This window comes from Poseidonibacter lekithochrous (assembly GCF_013283835.1).
Classification (GTDB): domain Bacteria; phylum Campylobacterota; class Campylobacteria; order Campylobacterales; family Arcobacteraceae; genus Poseidonibacter; species Poseidonibacter lekithochrous.
Genome location: NZ_CP054052.1, coordinates 250,855 through 270,990, shown reverse-complemented (window position 1 = coordinate 270,990; position 20,136 = coordinate 250,855). Strand labels below are relative to the sequence as shown.

Here is a 20,136-nt window from a genome sequence, read left to right as displayed (position 1 = left end):
GTTATGAATATCATAATATCTTTAATTTATGCACCTTTAGTGTTTTTAGCTTTAAGATATTTTGATATTCAACTAGTGAGTATCTTTCTTTTTTTAAGCTCATTTATATGGTTTGCTTTTACAATTAAGAAATCATATAAAGAGTCTTTATACCCTATTTTATATATTTTATTATCAATATGTACTTATTTTTTTGAAGACTTTTTAGTATTAAAAGCTATGCCTTTAATTATTTCATCAATATTTACAATTATAATTTTTATTTCATACTTAAATAAAAAATCTGTAATTTTATATTTTGCAAAGAAGTTTTCAAAAAAAGAAATCTCTAAAAAAGAAGAAGAGTATATTCACAAATCTACACTTTTTTGGATTATAATATCTTGTGTAAATATTTATATTCATTCCCTTATATTTCAAAGTGAAGATATAAGCTCTTGGATATTTTATAGTTCTTTTGGTTGGTATTTTTTATTTATATCTGCTGGAATTATTCAATATTTACATAGAAAATTTGTTTTTTTAAAGGCTTTACATGATTAAGTTTATTTTATTACTATCATTTATTATATTAAATCTTAATGCTTCAACTATTAATTTCCAAGAGGAAAAATATATAGAAGTTATTGATAATACTGTTATCAAAAAAGGAAGTTTAGATTTCAAAGAGAATCAAATAACTTTAAAGTATAAAAATTCAAATAGAGTGTTAATATACAAAGAAGATAATCTTACTATTAAAAATAACGAAGATACTCAAACTATTGATTTAAATAAACAAATTGCATTAAAAATGATATTCTTACTAATTGAAGCTATACATACCAATGATTTACAAACATTACAAGAGCATTTTAAAATACATAAAAACAATAAGTTAATTACATTAGAGCCAAAGAGTTCTTTACAAAGTTATATTGAAAATGTAGAGTTTAAAAAAGATAAAAAACTTGAATTCCTAACTATCAAAATGACAAATGGAAATATCACTACAATTAGAGAGATAAATGATTAAATATTTTAACTATATTTTATTTTCTATATTAATAAGTCTATTTTTTATTCTTAATATTAATAATAAAATATCTACAAATATTCACTCATTATTACCTCAATCAGAAAATAAAGAACTACTCAAAGAGTTTCTAAGTTTTGAATCAAACAAAAAAATATTAGTAAGTATAAAAGGTTTTGATAAAAAAGCATTAAAAGAATTACGTGAGTTTGAAGAAAATATTCTAAAAATAGATGGTATAAAACGAGACAATAAAATCACTGTAAGTAGCTTTAAAGAGTATCAAGATAAATACTATTTTTATCTAAATGAATTGAATATAAAAAAAACAACTAACTTAGATGTAAAAAAAGAATTAGATAGTTTATATGAATCTATTATAAACTCCTTTTTAACTGTAAATATTAACAAAAATGACCCTTTTGAATTGATTAAAAAAGAAGATATAAAATTCAATATCAAAAATGGAAAATTAGTATTAAAAGATTATGGATATATTTCATTATTTACCTTAGATAAAAGTATAAATTCATTAAATGATTATGAAAGAATCTATGATAAAATAAAAAAATATGAGACAAGTAATATAGGTACTTTTTCATCTATTTATTATTTTGTTGAAAACTCAAGATATATAAAAAATGATGTTAATAAAATTGTATTATTAGCACTTATATTATTAATTATTTTATACTTTTTTATTCTAAGAAATATTAGCTTATTAAGTAATACTCTTTTATCTTTAGCCTCATCATCTTTATTAGCCACTATATTTTTGACTTTTATATATGATGAAATATCTTTATTTGTTTTAGTTTTTGGTTTATCAATTAGTACAATTGCAATTGATTATATGTTTCATCACTACTTTCACAAAAACTATGAGAGCAAACAAGGTTTTAATAAAGAAGTATTTTTAGGATTCTTTACTACTTTTACTGCTTTTTTTATTTTAAGTTTTTGTAACTTTTTATTAATTGAGCAAATTACTATTTTTGCAATGATTTCACTTTTAGTTTCTTATTTATTATTTGCATTTATATATCCAAGAATTACTTTTAAACAAAAAGAATTTAAACTATATGAACAAAAAAATATAAAAGTCAAAAAAACTTATTTCTTTTTATTCTCACTTATATTTTTATTATTTTCACTTAGCAGTATAACATTTGATTTTGATATAAAATCTTTAGATTATAATAATAAAAGTCTGCAAGAAAAAGAACTTTTTTTCAAAGAAAAGCTAAATAATAAAGATACACAAACTGTTCTAATTAAAGCCTCAAGTATTAATGAGCTAATTTTATATAATGAGGAAATTAAGAAAATAGACACTAGTGCTACTTCATCATTAGATAAGCTAATTAGCAAAGAGCGTTTTATAAAAATAAATAAAATACTATCAGTAAGTAAACTTCAAAAAATAAAAGATGATCTAAAAATATATATAAAAGATACAGCTTTTAAAAAAGATTCATTTGACAATGCATATAGATATGAACTCAATCCTCCAATATATTCATATGAAAAATTACTAGAATATAAAGTTCATATCAAAAGATATAATAACTCATATATTTCATATATAAATGTTTCAAAAGATAAATATAATGACGTTTTAAAAAAAGATTATATTTATTCATTAAGTTTAAAAACATTATTTGAGAAAAATCTACAAAGTGAACTAAAAAGAATAATTATATTAGGTCTTTCAAGCCTTATTTTTATAACATTTGTAATAATATTTATCACAAAAAGAAAAATGATTCAGGCACTTAATTTTTTATTATTTCCAAGTGCTTTGATATTTATATACTTAAGTTTTATTCCTGTAAATATTTTACATATTTTTATGTTTTTTATTATTCTTTCAATTAGTATAGATTATGCAATTTATTCTAGTAAAGATAATTCAAAGCAAACAAATAAAGCAATAATATTCTCTGCGATTAGTTCCTTTGCAGGATTTGGAGTTTTAATATTTTCGGATATTAATTCACTATTTTCAATTGGAAGTGTTGCCACATTAGGAATATTCGCAATTTTAATTTTAATTTTCTTCCAAAAGGTAGCTAATGCATCTAAAAGTTTATAACGATAATGCGTCTATAAATTCATATAAAATAGATAAAAATGAATTTACAAATAATGAATATGAAAACAAAGTTTCATATATTTCTAGTACATCAAAAGAAATAAATGCTTTAAATATATTCAAATCATATTTTTCTAATGCAAAATCAATTCTATTTGATGATACAAATAAACTTTTAGTTAAAAAATTAGAGAGTTTAAATATTCCTAGTTTTGAAGATAAAAATAATACATCTACAATTTTTAATAAAAAAGATTTCTCTTTTGTTTATTTTACGAGTGGAAGTACAGGGGAAAGTACAGCCGCATTAAAAACAAAACAAAACATAGAAAGTGAAATAAAAGCTCTAAGCTCTTTACTTAAAAAATATAATATAAAAAGAGTTATTGTAACTGTTCCGTTTATTCATATTTATGGTTCATTAACTGGGCTTTTTTATCCATACTTTAATGATATTGATATCATATTAAAAGAACACTTCTTGCCAAATGATTTACTTGAAATTTGTGATGATAATTCTTTAGTAGTTACTACTCCACTTTATATAAAAGCTCTAAATAAAATCACTGCAAGTAAAGACCTATCTAAATCACTATTTTTAAGCTCTACAGCACCTTTAGATCCAAAAGAGGCAAAAGAGTTCAATGAAAAGTTTTCTTGCCCTGTAATGCAATTATTTGGCTCTACTGAAACTGGTGGTATTGCTTATAAGTTTAATGATGATGCTTTATGGACACCATTGGAAAATGTAGTTATTGAAACTAATATAAATAATGAGCTAAAAGTAAAGTCTCCTTTTGTTTCAAAGGTATTATTTGAAAAAGATTTTATAGATACAAGAGGTGAAATACAAACTTTTGATTTTATTGAAAGAGAAAATGAAAAGTTTAAATTAATAGGAAGAAGCTCACAAATACTAAAAATTGCAGGGAAAAGATACTCTACCATTCAAATAGAAAATATCTTAGAAGAGCAAGAGCATATAAATAAAGCTTTAGTATTTGTAAAAACAGATAAAGATTCATTAAGAGGTGAAATTCTAGATGTTACTTTAGAAACAAAAAAAGAGTTTAGAGCAAAAGAAATAAAACAAATTTTACAAAACAATCTATCTAACTTGAAGTTTTCTATGGATTTAAGATGTATTGATAAAATCCCAACATCAAGTGTAGGTAAGAAACTTAGGGTAAATATTTAATGGCAATTAAAATAAAATCTCTAAATAAAAACTATGATAAATATGCTGTATTAGAAAATCTAAACTTACATATAAAAGAAGGGGAAATATTTGGGCTATTAGGACCAAATGGTGCAGGAAAAACAACTTTAGTTTCTATTTTAAATTATCTAGAAAAAAAAGATTCAGGAAATATAGAAGTTTTTGGAAAAACTTATGAAAAAAATAAAAAGTACATTCAAAGTATTAGCAGTTACGTACCTCAATCTTATGCTTTTTATCCAGATTTAACGGCTTATGAGAATTTAGAATTTTTTGCTGCTTTATATAAAATCAAAACAAATAAAATGCAAGAAGTAATAAACTCTTGTATAAAAATGACTGCTTTAGAAAAATATAGAAATAAACAAGCAAAAACTTTTTCAGGTGGTTTAAAAAGAAGACTAAATATTGCAATTGGTTTATTAAATGAGCCAAAGATTTTATATTTAGATGAACCAACAGTAGGAATTGATCCCCAATCTAGAAAATATATTCTTGATATAATCAAAGAAATTAATATCAATAAAAAAACTACTATTATTTACACTTCACATTATATGGATGAAATAGAATACTTATGTGATGAAATAGCTATTTTGGATAGAGGTCATATTATCAAAAAAGATTCTAAAGTAAATCTTTTAAATGAAAACTCTGTAGTTACAATTTTTACAAAAGATGAAGAGTTTAAAATAAATACTCAAGATAGTTATGATGATTTCCTAGAGCTTTGTACAAAACTAAAAAAAGAGAATAAACAAATACTTAATATAGAGTATGGAAACAAAAGTTTAGAAGAGATGTTTTTAAAAATCACAAAACAGGATTTAAGAGATTAATGTTTAAATATATACTAAAAAAAGAGTTCTTATTAATCTTTAGAAATCTACATGCTTTACTTGTTTTATTTGTAATGCCTAGTGTTTTTATCATTATTATGTCATTAGCTTTAAAAAACACATATTCAAATAGTATTGATGTAAAATTTGATGTACTTTTAACATCAGAAAAAGAGTCTAAAGATATAAAAGATTTATTAGATAAACTTCAAGATAATAACTATTTTAATGTTAAGTTTTCTAAATCAACACAAAATAAAAAAGATATTTTATATTCACAAAATTATAGTTTTTTAATAGAAATACCAAGTTCATATTTAAAAGACATACAAAAAAACAAAGATATAAATGTTGATGTTTTTTCAACATCTGATATGTCTATTCAAAATATTAATCTTTTAAAAAGCCTTATTAGCTCAAATATTAGTAAACAACTAATCAAAAATTTATTAATCCAACTTGATGTAAATACCCAAGAAACAAAAGATTTTAATAAAAGTATTAAACATCATTATATATCAAAAGAGAATAGTTTTAATATAACTTCTGTACAACAAAGTGTACCTGCTTGGCTTATATTTTCTATGTTTTTTATTCTAATTCCAATATCAAATACATTTATAAATGAAAAGAACTTTGGAACATTAAATAGAATAAAAAGCATTAATGTATCAATGATGCCAATTTTACTAGGAAAAATTGTTCCTTATTATGTAATTAACTTGTTTCAAGTTCTATTTATGATTCTTATTGGTATTTATTTAATGCCTATTTTAGGAGCAGATAGTTTACAAATTAAAGGGAATATTGCTCTTATATTTTTATTAGCTTCAGTTGTTTCATTAAGTGCAATATCTTTTGCCTTAGTTATTGCAAACATAGCTAATAAAAGTGAAGATGCTACAACAATAGGTGGAATATCAAATATTATTCTAGCAGCCCTTGGTGGAATTATGGTGCCTAAGTTCATAATGCCACAAAGTATGCAAGAGATTTCAGAACTCTCTCCAATGTCTTGGGCATTAGATAGTTTCTTAGAAATTTTTGTAAAAGGTGGAACTTTTGTAGATATAAAAGAGTATATTTTTAAATTAACTCTTTTTGCTATAATATGCTTCATTATTTCTTATATATTATTAATAAAAAAAGGTAGTAAATGATTGGTTCAAAAGATGATAACTTCAAAAAAGAGTTAAAAGAGCTTATAATTGAAGAATGTGATAAGGATATAGAGGCATCAGATATAAATGATGATGATATTTTATTTAGTGAAGAGTGCGCATTAGAGCTTGACTCTATGGATGCTTTACAAATATCAATGGCTTTACAAAAAGAGTATGGAATAGAAGCTAATGATAGTAAAAAACTTAGAAAGATTATGGTTTCTATTAATACTTTAGCTGACTATATTCAACCGGAATAAATTTGAAAGAAACTTATATTATAGGTAAATCCCTACATTGTAACTTGGGTAATAATAAAGAAAGTATTACTCAAAAAGTTAATAGTTTAAATCAAAATAACTATTTATCTTTTTTAGAAAATAAATTTAAAGATAAAGCTTTTTATGAAATTGAAGAATCTTACTCTTGCCAAAAAAACAAATTTTTTGACATTTTAAAAAAAGTAATTGATGATGCTCTTATTGATGCTAAAATAAATTCAAATGAGAAAGAAGAATTACATATATTTATAGGTTCAACATCTATGGGAATTTCTGTTGATGAACAAATAAATAAAGAATTTCATGAAGAAAAACATACAGATGAGTTATCACATATTGGATATGGTCATATTGGTACATTTATAGAGGAGTATTTACAAAGTAAATATAAATCTAATATCTTCTCAACAGCATGTACTTCAAGTACAAATGCTTTAGCCTATGCATCAAAACTAATTAAACATGGGAAAATCAAAAAAGCTATAGTAATTGGAATAGAGTTATTTAATAAAAGTACTTTTAATGGTTTTTCTTCTCTTATGCTTTTATCTCAAAATAAAGTTTATAGACCTTTTGATGAAAAAAGTGATGGAATTATTCTAGGAGAAGGATGTTCTGCTCTTGTTTTAGATTCAAAAAAAAATAAAGACAGTGATTTTAAATATATTTCATCTTCAAATATTTGTGATAATTATTCAGAAACAACAAGTAATCCAAGTGGTGAACCAATTTTTAATTGCATGAATGATTCAATAACAAGTGCTAATTTAACATTAAATGATATTGATTTAATAAAAGCACATGCAACAGGAAGTGAAAATAATAACTCTTCTGAAGCTAAAGCTATAAATACTTTATTTAATACTTATGAAACAAATACAGAAGTAACAGCACTAAAACCTTATTTAGGTCATACCCTAGGTGCATGTGGTACAAATGAAATTGCATTTTTACTTTACTGTATTGAAAAAGATTTTTTACCTGCAACTTTAGGATTTGAAAAAGCCGAAGAAGAAATAAAATTTATTCCTTTAAAGGAGCACAAAACTAATATAAATAAAGCAACTATTTTATTTAATTTTGTAGCATTTGGTGGAAATAATAGTTCAATTATATTAAGTAATAAGAGTTAAAATGTATATTCATAAAACCTACACATTAAACAATGAAAACCAAAGTATTAAAACATATAAAAGTGCTCTAAAAGAGATATCAAAAATAAATTTACGAAGGTCTAGTAAGTTTAATATCTTAGCAATTTTAGGTGCTTTAAGATGTATGAATGAAAAAAATATTAGCAAAAACATGGGAATTTATGTTGCAAGTGAATATGGTTCAATTACAAGTGTAAAGACTGTATTAGAACAAGTTAGTCAAGATAGTATTGTTATGCCATTTGATTTTCTAAATATAAATAGTAACAATGTAAGTTTTTACGTATCTCAAGCCCTTAAATCAAATGGTAAAAATATGGTGTTAACTTCACATGATTTATCTTTTGAAAAAACACTAGAACTTGCTTTATTTGATTTAGAACTAAACGAAATAGATGATTTATTAATTGGTAATGTAGATGAGTCTATTAGTGAAATAGATGATTTTAATAAGTATGTATCTAATGTAAATGAAAACCCATCAAAAGATATTAGTTCTTGGATTTATATAAATAAAGAAAAAGAAAATTCCCTTGCAGAGATAAAAGAATTTACTCAATTCTCAAATCTTAAAGAGCTAAAAGAATTACTTTTAAATATTGACTTTGAATTAATATCATTAAATCAATATGCTACAAAACAAATAAAGGAATTAGAAATAAATGAAAACTTGATTCTTTCTCATGATAATATACATGGAAGTGTGAACATTATTTCTATGTTAGATAGTGACAAAAAAAGTTTTGTTTATTTATCACTGGATAAGAATAATAAGGGTTATTTAGTAAAGTTAACTAAATAGCCTATATTTTTTTTAATAAAGTAAAAGCTTCTTTTTCATAAGAAGAAGCTTCTTCTAATTTTTTGGCAATTACCTTAGCATCAAACTTATCTAAGTTTTTACTAGCTGTTACACATAAAAGAGCAAACTCTCTTAAAGTATTTCCAGATTTTATTAATAAAGCTGAAGCTTCATCTAAAATCTTTTCATCTAAATTATACTGTTTTGATTCACTTAGAAAAGCAGCATAAAGAAATCTAAATCCCCCACCACCTGTTCCTATTTCTTCTTGCATTCTAACAATATGAGTTAAATAGTTTTTTAAAAACCTATCATTATTATCTCTTTTTAATGTAGAGATTTTCTTTGCTAATTTATTCATTCCTTTTACACCTGCAAATGGAAAAGGAGTAAGCATTGATTTTGCATTTTTCTTTATAGCTTTTTTTATAATAGAAGAAAAATCAATATCTTTTGGAATTTCATCCGGATAATAAATAAAACCTTTAGGTGCAAAAGCACCTTTTGCAAATCTAGCTTTGTTTAATTCATTTTCATTACATTTTACTTCTTCTTCAAATACTGGATCAGAGATAAGATAATCATTATTCTCTTTTCCATAAACTAGTAAATTATGTGCATTAAAATGAAATCTCATATCTTTTGGAAAATATGGAAGATAAAATACAGAAGTTTGAAGCCCCACAAGATTTCCATCATTTACTAAAGATGTTAATTCCTCATTTGCTTCTTCTTTATTTGAATAAACTTTTTTATTCATTTTAATATTTAGAACTTTTGATATTTTTTTTACAATATTTTTAGGTAAATCTCTATAAGCAATTAAAGGCATTCCATTTATTTTTACTAAAGGAATAAAAACAAAAGATAAAGTGCTAGTAATACCAAAAGCCATAGGTTCTGATAGTTTTAGCCCATAAGATGAAATTAATGTAGAAATTACTCCACTTTCACAGTGTGCAAATTGAGAGTGTTTAAAGTTATTTTCCATATTTAAAATTCCTTAATTCATCAATACTAATATTAAAAGTATCTGCATATTTTTGTAAAAGTTTTTCATTTAATTTTTTGAAATGTTTCATTTTAAGATGTCTTTTTACTCTAAATGCAAACATACCTACCATACTAGCTAGTGTTGGCAAATCCATTCTATTTTCATACATAAAAAAACAAATAGGAGAAGAAATCCCTTTTGACATATCTAAAAGAGCTTCTTCTTTTAAAAGTTCATATTCATCTACAGCTGTTTTAGTTGCAAATTCTTCTATATTACTTCCATAGTTCTCTGTAATAAAATCTCCTTGAGAGTCTTTTGTATACATTACTTTTTGCATACCATCTAAGGTTTTATTTTCTTCTTTTGGAACTTCTATTTCTTTCATTAAACTACTTCTAATAACATAAATGCAGTTGAGAATCTTCCACTTTCAGGAACATAACAAAGTAGTTTTTCACCTTTTTTTAGTTTCCCTGAGTTAAATAATTCTTCTAAAATAATATAAATAGATGCAGAACCAGTATTTCCAAATTGTGTTAAGTTTGTAAACCATTTTTCAAAAGGTATTTCAAAACCAACCTCTTTTAATCCAGCATATAATTTATCTTTGAAAAATTCAGATGAATAATGAGGCAAGAAGTAATCAACATCTTCCACTTTAATATCTCTTTTTTTAAGTATTTTTCTAAGAGGTTTTACTACAGTATATTCAACAATATTTTCATTTAATAGTTTCACATCTTGAGATACACTCAATAAAGATTTTTCCATAACTTGATCTTGAGTATAGTTTCTCCACCCAGAGAAAGAGTTCTTATCAACTTCTCCACCACTATACATACAAACTGGCATTTCACCCGCATAAGATAAAGCATCAATCCATTCAATTTTCAATGAGTCTTTATGCTCATTTGGCTTATCTTGAAGAAGCATAGCTCCTGCACCATCTGATAACATCCATCTTAAGAAATCTTTTTCAAAGGCTACTTGTGGATTTTGCTCTAAGTCTTGAAGATTTTTTGATTCTTCTTCAAAATTTTTCGCACTTAATATCGCAGATGCAGTTTCAGACCCAGTTGATACTCCAGATTTTATTTCACCACATTTCACTGCATAATAAACATATTTTAAAGCATTAATACCACTTAAACAAATACCAGCAGCACTTAGTACCTCAATTTCATCTAATTTTAGTTCCCCATGAACCATTAAAGCATGATTTGGCATAAGTTGATCAGGAGATGTTGTTCCACATGATAAACACTCTAAATCATCCAATTTAAAGTTATCATTTTCTAGTTTTCTAATTGCATTTGCAGTAAGTCTTGCATTTGAATAAAGTGCCTTTTGTGTTCCTTTTTCTAAAACATAAAATCTTCTTTTTATACCATTGCTTCTTAAAACAATTTTTCTAGCTTTTGATTTTTTACCACCTATACAACCTAAATAATCTTCAATATCATCATTAAAAACTGGTTCATTTGGCATATACTTTTGAACATTATTTATATACACATTATTCATTCTTAGCAAAATCCTTCATCCTAAAATCATCATTACCTGATGGCATTTCATAAAATGCTTTTTGTTTTAATATTTTTTCTTTACTTATTTTTCTTATAATTGTTTGAACAATCATATTAATTGGTACTACTGTCATAATTATTAAAATTAGAAAAACTGTATATAAAGCAATAAAAGGCCTTCTTTTTAATTCCCCTGCTTTACCAATCTTTCTAATTAGTTTTCCCCAAATCATAAAACTCTTAGTACCAATTTGTTCACTTTTAATCAATTTTTCATCAACATTAGCAGCTTTTAGTCCAGAACAAATACTTCTTTGTTCTTTTTCCAAATTATTTTCCAAAGCCTCTTTTATAGCAAAACCAAATCTTGAAGCATTTTTAATCTCTTTTTCATCAACTCCAGCTTTTGGAAATATTTTCCAAAATGCATTTCTTCTACCAGTTAACATCCATCTAGGCGTTGTAATAAATGTAGCAAGGGAACTTCCTTGATCAATTAAAACAATATTATCAATAAGTTTTGCATTTATATCAGATAATAAACTTTTCATTTTTTCTTGTGCCATAACCCACATATTTCTACAGGCAATAACAGTTATTACAGGTTTATCTTTTAATTTTTCTTTTGCAAACTTTGATTTTAAAAATGAAGTAATAGGAATAGAAGGTGATAAAAACCACACTTGATAAGAGATAATTACTAAATCGTAATCATTAGAATCTTCAATTTCTTCGATTTCACACGGGTCTAAATAAACAGACTCTGGAAAACAATCCATAAACTCAAAAAAGCTCCAAGGGAAAGGATATTCTTTTTTTGGTTTAATTATTTTATGATGTATTTCAATTTCTTTACATCTCAAAGGTGCACTTAATGAAGATGTAACTTCACTAAGTTGACCTGTTTGAGAGTAACTTACAATAAGTACTTTTTTCAAATTTTTAGATTAATGATAATTCAAAATCAATTGCATTTTTTAAGTTAGTAATCCAACTATTGTATGCTTTATGAATTGTTTGATTTTCCGCATTATATTTTAAATTAGTACTTTTCTTATAGTTAATAGAATATGAGTTTTTATCATATTTAATATCTATAGCTGCAGTATGTTTATTTCTAACATTAATAATACCCATCATTTTACCAGGAGCAATTTCTTTGAATCTCCATCCAATTTTTTCACCTGATTTTTTAATGATATTTTTTACTTGTGTTGCTGATAGCTTCTTTTCACTAATAACAGGTGCTTTTTCTACATTTTGAATAGCTAATGTAGTACAACCAGTTAATACAAATAGTCCTAATAGTGCTGCTACACCGTACTTAACAAATTTATTCATGTTTCCTCCAAGAGTTATAATTAAATAATAATAACTAAAAAGAAATTATATATCTTTAAAATTAAATTTTCTTTTTTTTCTTTATATGTAAATAATCAATATTTTACTTAATTATTTATTACTTTTAGTATAATTTGTATGTAAAATATATATTTTTACAAATTTTAATTATTCAAATATAATTTAAAAATATTACTGCCCTATATAATCATTCATAGTTGGTTTTTTTAACCAAACTGAAATATCTTCACCAAGTGCATCAACTGTTCTTCCTAATACAGAACAAGAACCTTTAAATCCTGCACCAAATCCGCCACTTGAATGTCTAAATCCACTAAATGAAGCAATTTTATTTCCTTCTTTATATAACACACCTTTTACTCTAGTACTTTTATTATGTCCTAAAAAAGCATTACCCTTACTAACCGCACCTACAATTTCTAAATCTAAAAAATACTCACTATTTTTATTTGCCTTAGTATCAAGAACAACATTCACATCTTCTTTTACAGAATATTCTTTTACAAATTCAGCTAATTGAGATTGAATCATACACTCTTTTCTAATTGATGCTTGAATAATCGAATCTTTTCCATATGGAATAACAGGCTTAATAACAACAGTTTTGTTAGTTAAATCATCAACAGGAACTAAAGCAGGTCTATCTGGTTGACCACATCCTGTAAGTAGAGTCATAATTGCAAGACTCCCAAGTAAAGTAAGTAAATGTTTATACATTTTTCATCCTAATTATAATTATTGTTACTAAAAAGATTACATAAAATTATTTTTTAATAACAATAAAATATTATCTTCAAATTGATAAAAACTCACTTATTTCAATATTTTTGTATTTAGTTTTAATGATTAATAATTAAAGTAATACTTTTTTAAACTTTTACTACAATTGTCGTATAAGGGTTATATAAAACATTAGAACCAGATTGAATATTCACGTTTCTTCTTTGAGTATAATCAACTTCGTAAGTTCCAGCATAATCCATTGAGAATTTAGCACATAACATGGATGCTTGCTCTATCACAGAATCAGGTAAAGTTTTTTTATTATTCTGTACTATTACGTGGGCTGATGTTCTATCTTTTAAATGGAACCAAAAATCACTTGCTTTTGAGTTCTTTAATAAAAATATATTTTCTCTCTCGCTAGTTCCTAACATTATCTTATATCCTTCAAAGAAAAAAGATTCATATGGTTGTGCTTTTTTAACTTTTGCTTGATTTCTCTCTTTTTTAGGGAATAAGAATTCACACTCTTCAATTGTAATTGCATTTGTTAGATTTTGAATCATTCTAATTAAGAAAGCATATTTTTCATCTAGATTATCTTTTTCTAAAGAAATATTTTCTGCTTTTTGTTTTGCTCTTTTTGCTTTTTTAAATAAATCATTTGAATATCGTGAAGCTGAAGCTGTTTTTTCTAAATCAATTTTTACTTCATTTCCTGAATAATCATAAGTTACTAAAAAATCCTGATAAGGTTTTATATTATGAATATGCCCTAAAATTAGGTTTGCTTTTTCATAAGTTTGAGCTGATAACTCTTCTAATTCTTCTTTTTTAGGTAAAGATGAAATTGTTTTTTCTAATTTCTTTGCTTTTTTCTGAATTTGTTGAATTTTTTGTTTTTTCAAATTCTCAAGGTTTTTTTCTTCTTTTTGTTTATATACTTCAAAAAGATATTCATCTATATTTTCAACAGCATCTACTTTAGGAATAAAATCTTGTTTAGGTATTTCATCTAAACTAATTCCTACCTTTACTACCCTACTTGATGAAAATTCATCAATATGTCTTAAGGCTTCTAAAATAACTCTATTTTCATCTAAAATTATTATGTTTGTATGTTTACCTGTAAACTCTAATTGTAATGTTGTAATTTGCTTTTTATATGATGAACTTGAATGAACTTTTATATTGATAATTTTGTCATCGTTATACAAAGAAACTTCTTCAACTTTTGAGTTATTAAACCTCTTTTGAAGTACAACATCAAAGGGTGCATTAAAATCTTTTTTAGTTTTTAGTATTTTTTCGCACTTAAAAATAGAACTATTTCCTTTTGACATATCAAAATATAGAATATTTCTATTATTAAATTCTATTATAATTATATTGTTATCTATACGCTTACAAAGCCTTATATTTTGGGCATTTGCAGCCAAAAAAGATACTACTTGTTTTAACAAAAAATGTTTCATGTGTTATTCGCTTTATTAATATTTCTAAGATTTTTTTACATAAATATTAGATATTATTATACCAAACTTATCATTAGGAGATAAAATGAAATTATTAAAGATTGCAATGGCAGGTACTCTTTTAATTAGTGTGGCTTCAACTACAGCTTTTGCTGACCCTGTAAAAGGTCAAAAACTATTCATTAAAAAGTTCAAAAAATCTTGTGGAATGAATGGCGCAAAGTTTGCAGCACAACATACTCAAGATGAATGGGAAAGCATTCAAGAAAATGGAAACTTCAAAGAAGAATTAATGAAAATTTGTCCAGATATAAATGAGAATAAAATCAAAGACAAGTGGATTAACCACATCTACGACTTCTCTTATGAATATGCAAATGACTCAGGAAATGTACCTTCTTGTTAATCAACATTTAATTCATTGAAGCCATCTTTTATAAGATGGCTTTTTTTATATACATAATTTATTTTTATCTTACACATAATAAGTATTATAACTTATACTTATCTATAATTAATCAATAGTTAAATAATTTAATCTTATAATTATACAAAATTTAATTATAAGGAAATTGTATGAAAAAAAGTATAATTACTCTTTCAGCAATTGCAGCATTATCAACAGCATCTTTTGCAAATGATCTTAATACTCAAATGTTTGAACAAATTCAAGCTCTTAAAGCAAAAATCGAAGCTTTAGAAGAACAAATGAAAGCTCAACAAAAAGTTCAAAAAACTACTATAGATGAGAAAAGAATTGTTAAAATAGAAAAAAAACTTAAAAAAGTTTCTAAAAAAGCAAATATTGCAAAAGCCCAAAGTGCCGGGGATAACCTAAAATGGAATGTAGACTTCAGAACTCAAATTGATAATTTACAATACAAATTAGGTAATGGGAAAAAACTTAAAAATGAAGCTTTAATGACAAATAGACTTTGGCTTGGGATGAAATATCAAGCTGATGAAAACTCTATTTTCTATGGAACTCTATCTTACAATAAAGTATATGGAGATAATCAATCTAAAACAACTAATAATTCTAACTTTGATTGGGTTACAAATGAATCTGCTACAAATGACAATGAAATCAAACTAAAAGAAGCTTATTGGCTATATAAAAATGACACTTTCTTAGGTACTGATGTTCCTTGGACTGCAAGTGTTGGGAGACGTCCTTCAACTGATGGATTAGGAATTAACTTCAGAGCAAATCAAAATAGAAAATCTGCACTTTCACATACAGTTAATGTTGAATTTGATGGGGCAAGTAGTAAATTTGAATTATCAGAAGTAACAGGATTAGATGGAGCTTGGATTAAATTCTGTGCAGGTAGAGGTCTTACAAATACAAAACTCAGATTCTCTTCAGATGGTCAAGATTATACAAAAGATGATGCAACTCAAAATATTGACATGGCAGGTTTAATCGCAGTACCTTATGATGATGGGCAATACTCAGTACATATGAACTATGCAAAATCATGGAACCTTATAGGATTAGCTGATGCTAACCAAGATGGAACTGCTGATACTGGTAATTTTGAAGACTTTGGAGATATTCAGTACTTTACTACAATGTTTAAAGTTGATGGAATTGGAGATGGAATTAGTGATTATTTAGATAATACTTTATTCTTTGCTTCTTATGCACAAAGTAAAACTTCTCCAGATGCTGGAAAAGCTATGTTAGGTTCTACATCTTCTGAAACTGGACACTCTTTTTGGTTAGGAGTAAATGCTCCATGTCCAATAGATCCTGATAATTCAAAAATTGGATTTGAATGGAATAAAGGTAGTAAATATTGGAGACCAATGACTTATGGTGAAGATACAATGGCCGGTTCAAAAATTGCTGCACGTGGTCAAGCATGGGAAGTATATAGACATCAACAATTAACAAAAGCTTTAAGTTTCACTATGTCTTATTTATATATAGATTATGATTATACAGGAAGTAATGGATTCTTTGGAGACTTTGGAAATCCAAGTAGTACAAGCTCAGCTCAAGCTACTAATGCGGTTAGTGAAGCACAAGATGTAAAAGCATATATGAGATATAAATTTTAATAAGAAGGGGTTAAATCCTCTTTTTATTTAAAAGAATACTTATCTAATTTATAGATAATTCTCTCCGCAAGTTCTATCATTGAAATATTTAATTGTTTAAAATCTTCATTTTTAATACCTACTAAAAACTCATCATATACATGTGAATATGGATAAATTGTAAAATAAATATACTCTTTAGATTTTGATTCTTTATTTAGTTCTTTAAACCATAAAGCTAATAATGAAAAATATAACATAGAAGGGTTAAATGATTTTAAGACTTCTAACTCTTTTGATATCTCTTTATTTATAAAATTATAAGAGTCTAAAACAGCTTTAATTCGATAGTGTTTTCTATTCTGTAAATAGTATTCATTAGGAAAAGTTACATTAGTAATCTGTTTTAACATATCATCACTAATAGAGTTAAACTTACTCATCACTTCTTTATCTACATTGTAAATTTGGATATCTTCTTTATCCTTATATGAATAAATTAGATCTTTACAAAACAATAATAAGCTTTCCGTTTTTATCTTTGATAGGTTTAAAATCATACATTATTGTAACAAAATTTTATTAAATTATGTCATATCTGATTTAGTTTAAGTCTCTTTGCGATAAAATAAGCTAAATTTAATAATACATATTAAGAAAAAAGGAAATTATTGGAACCAATTGGTGTATTAAATGATGGTCAAATATACGACCTTCAAACTGCTGAAGCTTTAAACATCCAAGGTGATGTTATTAAAGCTGACAACTCTGCTGAGTCCTTAGAAATTCTAAGACATTCATGTGCTCACATGATGGCACAAGCCATTAAAGAGCTTTATCCTGATGCTAAATTTTTTGTAGGACCTGTAGTAACCGAAGGTTTTTACTATGATTTTAAAGTAGACGCAAAAATATCAGATGAAGACTTACCTGCAATTGAAAAGAAAATGAAAGAGATTGCAAACAGAAAGCTTAAAATCGAAAGATATGAAACTACTAGAGATGAAATTCTTACAAAATTTGCTGATGATGAATTAAAACAAGCTGTTTTATCAAGAATTACTGATGATACATTAACTATGTATAAGCAAGGTGATTTCGAAGACTTATGTAGAGGTCCTCACTTACCAACAACTGGTATGATTAGAGCATTTAAACTAATAAGAGTAGCGGGAGCTTATCTTGGTGGTGATGAAGAAAATGAAATGATTACTAGAATCTATGGTATTGCTTTCTTTGATAAAAACGAACTTAACGATTACGTTAGAATGTTACAAGAAGCTAAAAAAAGAGATCATAGAAAATTAGGAACTGAATTAGAACTATTCACATTTAATGAAGATGTGGGTGCTGGTTTACCATTATGGTTACCAAATGGTTCTAGATTAAGATCTAAATTAGAACATCTTTTATATAAAGCACATAGAGTTAGAGGTTATGAGCCAGTAAGAGGTCCAGAGATGTTAAAATCTGACATGTGGAAAATTTCTGGTCACTACCAAAACTATAAAGAGAATATGTACTTTACAGAAATTGACGAGCAAGAATATGGGATCAAACCTATGAACTGTGTTGGTCACATTCAAATCTTTAAAAATGATTTAGTTTCATATAAAGACTTACCTAAGAAGTTATTTGAATATGGTGTAGTTCACAGACATGAAATGTCAGGAGCAATGCACGGATTATTTAGAGTAAGAGAATTTACTCAAGATGATGCACATATTTTCTGTACTCAAGATCAAGTAAAAGATGTAATTATTGATGTATTAGAGTTTGTTGATTCATTAATGAAACAATTCGATTTCAAATATGAAATGGAAGTTTCTACTAAACCTAAAAAAGCAATCGGTGATGACAAATTCTGGGAAATGACTACAAAAGGTATCATGGATGCCTTAGATTCAGAGAACTTACCATATGGAATTGATGAAGGTGGTGGAGCATTCTACGGTCCTAAAATCGATATCAAAATCCTTGATGCTATTGGAAGAAAATGGCAATGTGGTACTGTTCAAGTAGATATGAACTTACCAGAGAGATTTGAAGTTGAATATATCAATGCTGAGGGTGCTAAAGAGCAACCAGTAATGATTCACAGAGCAATCTTAGGATCATTTGAGAGATTCATCGGTATTTTAACTGAGCACTGCGCAGGGGAATTCCCATTTGTTATTGCACCAACTCAAGTAATCTTTGTACCAATTGCTGATACTCATGTTGAGTATGCAAAAGACTTACAAAAAGAGTTAACTTATAATGAAATGGATTCAAAAATCTTTGATATGAATGAGTCACTAAACAAAAGAATTAGAATGGCTGAAAAACAAAGAGTACCAATGATTGTTGTTGTTGGTGATGAAGAAGTTGCGAATCAAACAATTGCATTAAGAGATAGAAGAAAAAGAGAACAATCAAATATGAGCAGAGCTGAATTTTTCACTATGCTGAATCAAATTAACACAGGGAGCAGAATTTGAGTACTAGAGGACCAAAAAAACCAGAAGCAATCATGAATGACATGATTACAGCTAAAGAAGTAAGATGTATGGGAGATGATGGTACTAACTACGGTATCATTTCAACAAGAGAAGCACAATCAACTGCAGATGATTTAGGATTAGATTTAGTTTTAATCGCGCCAGATGGTAAACCACCAGTTGCAAAAATCATGGATTATGGTAAATTCAAATACCAACAAGAAAAAAAGAAAAAAGAAGCTAAGAAAAAACAAAAAGTTATCGAAGTTAAAGAGATTAAACTTTCTGTTAAAATTGCTGAAAATGATGTTAACTACAAAGTTAAACATGCAATTGAATTCTTAGAAGCTGGAAAACACGTAAAATTCAGAGTTTTCTTAAAAGGTAGAGAAATGGCTCACCCAGAAGCTGGTGTAGAAGTTCTTAAAAGAGTTTGGCCAATGATCGAAGAAATCGGTGTAATGGATAAACAACCTAAGTTAGAAGGAAGATACGTAAATATGTACGTTGTTCCTAAAAACGAACATCACAAAAACTAATTTATATTAGTACTTTCAGAAGAGAATTTTTCTCTTCTGCTCTCAAGAAACAATTCCCCTTAAACATATTTTAAGTAATTTTTAAGTAAAATCACGAACTTTTTCATTAAATTGAAAATGCAAATTTTATAGGAGGATTCTTCCAATGCCAAAGATGAAGACTAATAGTGGTGCTTTAAAGAGATTTAAAGTGAAGAAAAATGGTTCTATCAAAAGAGGATCAGCTTACAGAAGCCACATCTTAACTAAAATGACACAGAAGAGAAAAAGAAACCTTAGAGGTCCAAAAACTGTTGCAGCAGTAGACGCTACAAGAGTTAAAAGAATGTTAAACAAAGCATAATTATTTTTTTATAAATAATTTATAGTCCCTCCACTTAATATAGAAGTGGTCAAGTTCAACAATATGTTGACACCTTA

22 protein-coding genes are annotated in these 20,136 nt (G+C 26.1%); 14 read left to right on the top strand and 8 right to left on the bottom strand.

Features of this window, described 5'->3' with window-relative positions; translation table 11 throughout:
- The first annotated feature begins 3 nt into the window (after positions 1-3).
- Genes ALEK_RS01325 through ALEK_RS01285 form a run of 9 tightly spaced genes read left to right on the top strand, consistent with a single transcriptional unit; the run spans position 4 to position 8,568 of the window.
- Positions 4-543: a hypothetical protein gene (locus ALEK_RS01325; RefSeq protein ID WP_071626788.1), complete on the top strand. Its 540-nt coding sequence runs from the start codon at positions 4-6 to the stop codon at positions 541-543.
- Positions 536-1,015 carry a hypothetical protein gene (locus tag ALEK_RS01320; RefSeq protein ID WP_071626787.1) on the top strand — a complete coding sequence of 160 codons (480 nt, stop codon included), beginning with the start codon at positions 536-538 and terminating at the stop codon, positions 1,013-1,015. The genes ALEK_RS01325 and ALEK_RS01320 overlap by 8 nt, the downstream gene beginning before the upstream one ends.
- Positions 1,008-3,110, top strand: coding sequence for an MMPL family transporter (locus tag ALEK_RS01315; RefSeq protein ID WP_071626786.1), 2,103 nt, complete (start codon positions 1,008-1,010; stop codon positions 3,108-3,110). The genes ALEK_RS01320 and ALEK_RS01315 overlap by 8 nt, the downstream gene beginning before the upstream one ends.
- Positions 3,091-4,308 carry an AMP-binding protein gene (locus ALEK_RS01310; protein WP_071626785.1) on the top strand — a complete coding sequence of 406 codons (1,218 nt, stop codon included), beginning with the start codon at positions 3,091-3,093 and terminating at the stop codon, positions 4,306-4,308. The genes ALEK_RS01315 and ALEK_RS01310 overlap by 20 nt, the downstream gene beginning before the upstream one ends.
- The gene (locus ALEK_RS01305) at positions 4,308-5,168 is read left to right on the top strand and encodes an ABC transporter ATP-binding protein (protein ID WP_071626784.1); all 861 of its coding nucleotides are present in this window, start codon (positions 4,308-4,310) and stop codon (positions 5,166-5,168) included. Before ALEK_RS01310 ends, ALEK_RS01305 begins: the two co-directional genes overlap by 1 nt.
- Positions 5,168-6,328, top strand: a complete 1,161-nt coding sequence (locus ALEK_RS01300; RefSeq protein WP_071626783.1) for an ABC transporter permease — start codon at positions 5,168-5,170, stop codon at positions 6,326-6,328. The genes ALEK_RS01305 and ALEK_RS01300 overlap by 1 nt, the downstream gene beginning before the upstream one ends.
- Complete coding sequence (locus tag ALEK_RS01295) at positions 6,325-6,591, top strand: phosphopantetheine-binding protein (RefSeq protein ID WP_071626782.1); 267 nt, start codon at positions 6,325-6,327, stop codon at positions 6,589-6,591. The genes ALEK_RS01300 and ALEK_RS01295 overlap by 4 nt, the downstream gene beginning before the upstream one ends.
- Before the next feature lie 2 nt (positions 6,592-6,593).
- Positions 6,594-7,745, top strand: a complete 1,152-nt coding sequence (locus tag ALEK_RS01290) for a beta-ketoacyl synthase N-terminal-like domain-containing protein (protein ID WP_228146285.1) — start codon at positions 6,594-6,596, stop codon at positions 7,743-7,745.
- Position 7,746: 1 nt separating this feature from the next.
- Positions 7,747-8,568: a hypothetical protein gene (locus ALEK_RS01285; RefSeq protein WP_071626780.1), complete on the top strand. Its 822-nt coding sequence runs from the start codon at positions 7,747-7,749 to the stop codon at positions 8,566-8,568.
- Between the two features lies 1 nt (position 8,569).
- Here ALEK_RS01285 and darH read toward each other — a convergent pair whose 3' ends face one another.
- The 7 genes from darH to ALEK_RS01250 all read right to left on the bottom strand — a co-directional run bounded on the left by darH (position 8,570) and on the right by ALEK_RS01250 (position 14,651).
- Positions 8,570-9,559: a BtrH-related acyltransferase DarH gene (gene darH, locus ALEK_RS01280; RefSeq protein WP_071626779.1), complete on the bottom strand. Its 990-nt coding sequence runs from the start codon at positions 9,557-9,559 to the stop codon at positions 8,570-8,572.
- Positions 9,549-9,950 carry a DarG family dialkylresorcinol biosynthesis protein gene (locus ALEK_RS01275; protein WP_071626778.1) on the bottom strand — a complete coding sequence of 134 codons (402 nt, stop codon included), beginning with the start codon at positions 9,948-9,950 and terminating at the stop codon, positions 9,549-9,551. Before ALEK_RS01275 ends, darH begins: the two co-directional genes overlap by 11 nt.
- Positions 9,950-11,089, bottom strand: coding sequence for a beta-ketoacyl-ACP synthase III (locus tag ALEK_RS01270; protein ID WP_071626777.1), 1,140 nt, complete (start codon positions 11,087-11,089; stop codon positions 9,950-9,952). The genes ALEK_RS01275 and ALEK_RS01270 overlap by 1 nt, the downstream gene beginning before the upstream one ends.
- Positions 11,082-12,029, bottom strand: coding sequence for a hypothetical protein (locus ALEK_RS01265; protein WP_071626776.1), 948 nt, complete (start codon positions 12,027-12,029; stop codon positions 11,082-11,084). Before ALEK_RS01265 ends, ALEK_RS01270 begins: the two co-directional genes overlap by 8 nt.
- Before the next feature lie 4 nt (positions 12,030-12,033).
- Positions 12,034-12,432: a hypothetical protein gene (locus ALEK_RS01260; RefSeq protein ID WP_071626775.1), complete on the bottom strand. Its 399-nt coding sequence runs from the start codon at positions 12,430-12,432 to the stop codon at positions 12,034-12,036.
- A 192-nt stretch (positions 12,433-12,624) separates the two neighbouring features.
- Positions 12,625-13,170: a hypothetical protein gene (locus ALEK_RS01255; RefSeq protein ID WP_071626774.1), complete on the bottom strand. Its 546-nt coding sequence runs from the start codon at positions 13,168-13,170 to the stop codon at positions 12,625-12,627.
- Positions 13,171-13,322: 152 nt separating this feature from the next.
- Complete coding sequence (locus ALEK_RS01250; RefSeq protein ID WP_071626773.1) at positions 13,323-14,651, bottom strand: NFACT RNA binding domain-containing protein; 1,329 nt, start codon at positions 14,649-14,651, stop codon at positions 13,323-13,325.
- Positions 14,652-14,736: 85 nt separating this feature from the next.
- Here ALEK_RS01250 and ALEK_RS01245 point away from each other — a divergent pair, with 85 nt between their 5' ends.
- Both ALEK_RS01245 and ALEK_RS01240 read left to right on the top strand, forming a co-directional pair.
- Positions 14,737-15,057 (top strand): cytochrome C, encoded by a 321-nt coding sequence (locus ALEK_RS01245; RefSeq protein ID WP_071626772.1) that lies wholly within the window; start codon positions 14,737-14,739, stop codon positions 15,055-15,057.
- A gap of 170 nt (positions 15,058-15,227) precedes the next feature.
- On the top strand, positions 15,228-16,718 hold the full coding sequence (locus tag ALEK_RS01240) for a DUF3373 family protein (protein ID WP_071626771.1): 1,491 nt from the start codon (positions 15,228-15,230) through the stop codon (positions 16,716-16,718).
- A 23-nt stretch (positions 16,719-16,741) separates the two neighbouring features.
- On the opposite strand, the gene ALEK_RS01235 is transcribed toward ALEK_RS01240, so the two are convergent.
- Complete coding sequence (locus ALEK_RS01235; protein ID WP_228146284.1) at positions 16,742-17,215, bottom strand: hypothetical protein; 474 nt, start codon at positions 17,213-17,215, stop codon at positions 16,742-16,744.
- Positions 17,216-17,368: 153 nt separating this feature from the next.
- Here ALEK_RS01235 and thrS point away from each other — a divergent pair, with 153 nt between their 5' ends.
- The 3 genes from thrS to rpmI all read left to right on the top strand — a co-directional run bounded on the left by thrS (position 17,369) and on the right by rpmI (position 20,059).
- Positions 17,369-19,177 carry a threonine--tRNA ligase gene (gene thrS, locus ALEK_RS01230; protein ID WP_071626769.1) on the top strand — a complete coding sequence of 603 codons (1,809 nt, stop codon included), beginning with the start codon at positions 17,369-17,371 and terminating at the stop codon, positions 19,175-19,177.
- Between the two features lie 32 nt (positions 19,178-19,209).
- The gene (gene infC, locus ALEK_RS01225; protein ID WP_071626827.1) at positions 19,210-19,716 is read left to right on the top strand and encodes a translation initiation factor IF-3; all 507 of its coding nucleotides are present in this window, start codon (positions 19,210-19,212) and stop codon (positions 19,714-19,716) included.
- 145 nt (positions 19,717-19,861) lie between these two features.
- Entirely contained in the window at positions 19,862-20,059 is a 198-nt protein-coding gene (gene rpmI, locus ALEK_RS01220) for a 50S ribosomal protein L35 (protein ID WP_071626768.1), read from the top strand.
- Positions 20,060-20,136: the final 77 nt, after the last annotated feature.